The 3,142-nt window shown below is 60.2% G+C and carries 3 protein-coding genes; 2 read left to right on the forward strand and 1 reads right to left on the reverse strand.

Annotation, left to right across the window (positions count from 1 at the left end):
• Positions 1–198: 198 nt before the first annotated feature.
• A complete protein-coding gene (locus MTAB308_RS30425) occupies positions 199–507 on the reverse strand; it encodes a hypothetical protein (RefSeq protein ID WP_342744133.1) in 309 nt (102 codons plus the stop codon).
• Between the two features lie 513 nt (positions 508–1,020).
• Here MTAB308_RS30425 and MTAB308_RS28755 point away from each other — a divergent pair.
• Both MTAB308_RS28755 and MTAB308_RS00050 read left to right on the forward strand, forming a co-directional pair.
• Positions 1,021–2,721 carry a glycosyltransferase family 2 protein gene (locus tag MTAB308_RS28755; RefSeq protein WP_157900875.1) on the forward strand — a complete coding sequence of 567 codons (1,701 nt, stop codon included), beginning with the start codon at positions 1,021–1,023 and terminating at the stop codon, positions 2,719–2,721.
• 30 nt (positions 2,722–2,751) lie between these two features.
• The coding region (locus MTAB308_RS00050) for a glycosyltransferase (protein WP_157900876.1) at positions 2,752–3,142 on the forward strand (391 nt) is incomplete at its 3' end.

Below are 3,142 nucleotides of genomic sequence, written 5' to 3' on the forward strand. Positions count from 1 at the left end.
GAAGAAGGCCGGGGTGTCGGCGGCGCCACGGGGGGCGGGCGAGTTGGGCGATCTCGTCCGATGCGGTGGGCACGCCACGGCGGATCGGGTTGATCAGTCTGGTCATGGCCGTGTTGTCGCGACGGCGGTTGGTGTCGACTTTGACGGCGAGGTGTTCCTCGGCGTCGAAAAGATTTGTGAGCCAGGCGTATTGAGGTATCAAGAGCAGCTGTAAGCAGGTGCGGGCGATGCGCCGAATCGCGTCGAGCGGGTCGCCGGTGTGCCCGCGTCGGCCCACGCTGCCTGGATGCGCTGGCGGATCAGATTCAGCTTTGCCCCGGGCCAATGCACCACGCGGAGGGGATCCATCACGGTGACCGCGTCGGGGATGACTTCGGTGGCGGCGGTTTCGTAGCCGGCGAACCGTCTATCGCGATGACCGCCACGGCGCGGGCAAAGGTCGGCGGGTTGAGCGGCCGGCCACGAGGCCAGCGCGGTCGCTGAACGACCGGGCAGCTGGTCATCCACGTGCGCCGGGCCGCTGCTATTTGGGGTCGGGGTCAAGTCGATGATGAGGGTGACAAATCCGGCAACTCCGCGGCACCGCGGCGCCCAGCGGTGCTGGTCAACGCCGATCTTCCCCGAAGGTGTTGATCCGCTGGGATTCGGCCGGCACCACGTACGGGTTTGCGGTCGCCTGCCGCAGCGCAGGGGCGGGGTTTTCTCTGGGGGTGGCGATCGGACGCGCCGGTGCGTGGACGGGGTCGAGGTGCTCAAAACCGACGACGGCTGGTATCCGGCGATCGATTCCAGCGGCGCGACCCGGGAAGGCACCTGGGGGCGGCGAAACTCACCGAACTTGGGGATCTGTCGAAATGGTCGACTGGCACCCGGGTGGCCCTATAAGGTGTGGTCCGAGCGGCTGCTTCACTTGGAAGGGGGCGGATGCCGCGTGCTTATGCCGGGAACGACGCGACGCCCGAATGTCCTTAAGGACTCCACTCTGTCTGGGCCGCTCGCGGCGCCGGCGGAAAGTACCTTATGACGATCGTGAAGGGTGCCGGCAAGAAAGCTTCGGCGGATCAGAGTCCGCCGAAGGTGCGCGCGGCAACGTCGCCTCCGAAGCGAGCTGAGCCAGTTAGCGCGACACTCGGGCCTGCAGGTTTGCGAACGTCTTTCCCGGTTTCGGCCGATACTGCCCCGGAAGATTTTGATGAGTCAGCCTATCTCGCAGCGTTTCCGGACGTCGCAAGATCCATCGAGGACGGGCATTTTCCTTCGGCATTACGCCACTATGAATCTTATGGTAGGCATGAGGGCCGTCTTACGGATTCTCGTTATGAAGCGGCCGTTCGCGCCGACACACCCGGATTTCCCGCGGCCAGCGTGGATGGGATCTTCGGTTGCAAAGACGGGCAATGCCTGGTCTTGGGCTGGGTAAACGACGACGGACAGGATCCCGTCAGCAAATTGGTGCTGCGGAACGGATTTGGTTTGCGGGGTTCAACGACGGCAGTCTACCGGTACCGTCGCAACGATGTCACAAGCTATCTGCAACTGCCTGAGGACAGAAATCTCGCTTTTTGGGCGATTGTAGCGATCGACAGGCCCGAGACCATGAATGCGCCTGTCACCGAAGTGACCCTCTCGGTAGGAGCCGAGCGCAAGACATTCCAGTGTCAAATCCGCTCGGTGGCCGAAGAAAGATTCATGGAGCTTGCTCTGGAGCTTCTGGGAACCCAAACCGTCGGGCATGCTCCCGTGGAAACCTTTCGCTACTTGGACGCCGGATTAGGACGTTCGCTGATCGCGTTGAATCTCAAGGTTTCGAAGCGGATGGCCCTGGGCGCACAAACGGTTCAAATTGGCGTGGCGCCGGCTCGCGCGGAAGCATCAATCATCGTGTGTCTGTACGGCAGGCCGGAATTGCTTAGGATTCAGTGTGCGCTCTTCTCGAAGTGCCGTGGCATCGAAAATTACGAATTCATCTACGTCTCGAATAGTCCCGAGATGGCAGAGTTGCTGATCAAGGACGCTACTATCGCGAACCGGATCTATGGGATGCCGATCACGCTGATTCTTCTGCCCGGCAACGCGGGGTTTGGTGTCGCCAATAACGTTGCGGCCGCCGCCGCGCGCAGTGCCCGCCTTTTGATAGTGAATCCAGACATTTTTCCGATGGATCCGGAATGGCCGTCGCAGCATAGCCGGATCGTGAACGATCTGCCCCCGGAGCAAGTTGCGCTGTTTGGTGCACCCTTGTATTACGATGACGGGTCGTTGATGCATGGGGGTATGTACTTTGAAGTGGACGTAGAATTCTCTTTTCGGGATCAGCAAGCCACACGCTGCGAGATGCTCAGAGTGGAACATTACGGCAAGGGAGCGCCGCCGCAGACGAACCGGTTTCTTGTCTCGCGCCCGGTTCCAGCCGTGACCGGGGCCTTCATGTCCGTAGAACGCGAGTGGTTTGAGTCGTTGGGGGGGTTCTCGGCGGAATACATCTACGGACAGTACGAGGATGCTGACCTTTGCCTCAAAAGCTTCAGCGCCGGCAAGCCGGCGTGGCTCCATTGCCTGCCGTTCGTGCATTTCGAGGGTAAGGGGTCTACATACCGTCCAGCCTTCGGAGGCGGACGTCTGGTGAATCGATGGCATTTCACCAAACTCTGGGGTGAAATCGTGAAGAAGAACCTCCATGGTCCTGCGTCACAAGCTTTCTCGACTCCGGCTCACCGCTGAGCGCGCACCGGGAACACGAGGAGGAGGGAAATGACCGAAACGCAGGGCAACGCCAAAGTTCTCATTGTCAGTCTCTACCATCCCGAATTGATACGGGGCGGTGCGCAGCGGATCGCCTATGAACTATTCCAGGGATTGCAGAACGAACCAGGCATCGAACCGGTGCTTCTGGCTTCGACCGACAGTACGTATCAGGCATTGTATAAAGCCGGAGCCTGCATCACCGGCTTCGACCAGCGGCCGAACGAATTCCTGTTCCTACCGGCCGAATATAACGGTTACTGGTATTGGACGTCCTCAGTCCGTCTGGTCGAGGCCTACTGCGAATTTCTTACCACCGTTCGGCCCGATATCGTTCATTTTCATCATTTCCTGACTTATGGCATTGATTTGCTCAGCTTGACTAGGCGAATTCTGCCCA

This window comes from Mycobacterium terramassiliense (assembly GCF_900157385.1).
In the GTDB taxonomy this organism is placed as follows: Bacteria; Actinomycetota; Actinomycetes; order Mycobacteriales; family Mycobacteriaceae; genus Mycobacterium; species Mycobacterium terramassiliense.

What these genes read in the sequence shown, in the direction of transcription:
- MTAB308_RS28755 (WP_157900875.1), top strand. Translation starts at nt 1,021, where the DNA reads ATGACGATCGTGAAGGGTGCCGGCAAGAAAGCTTCGGCGGATCAGAGT.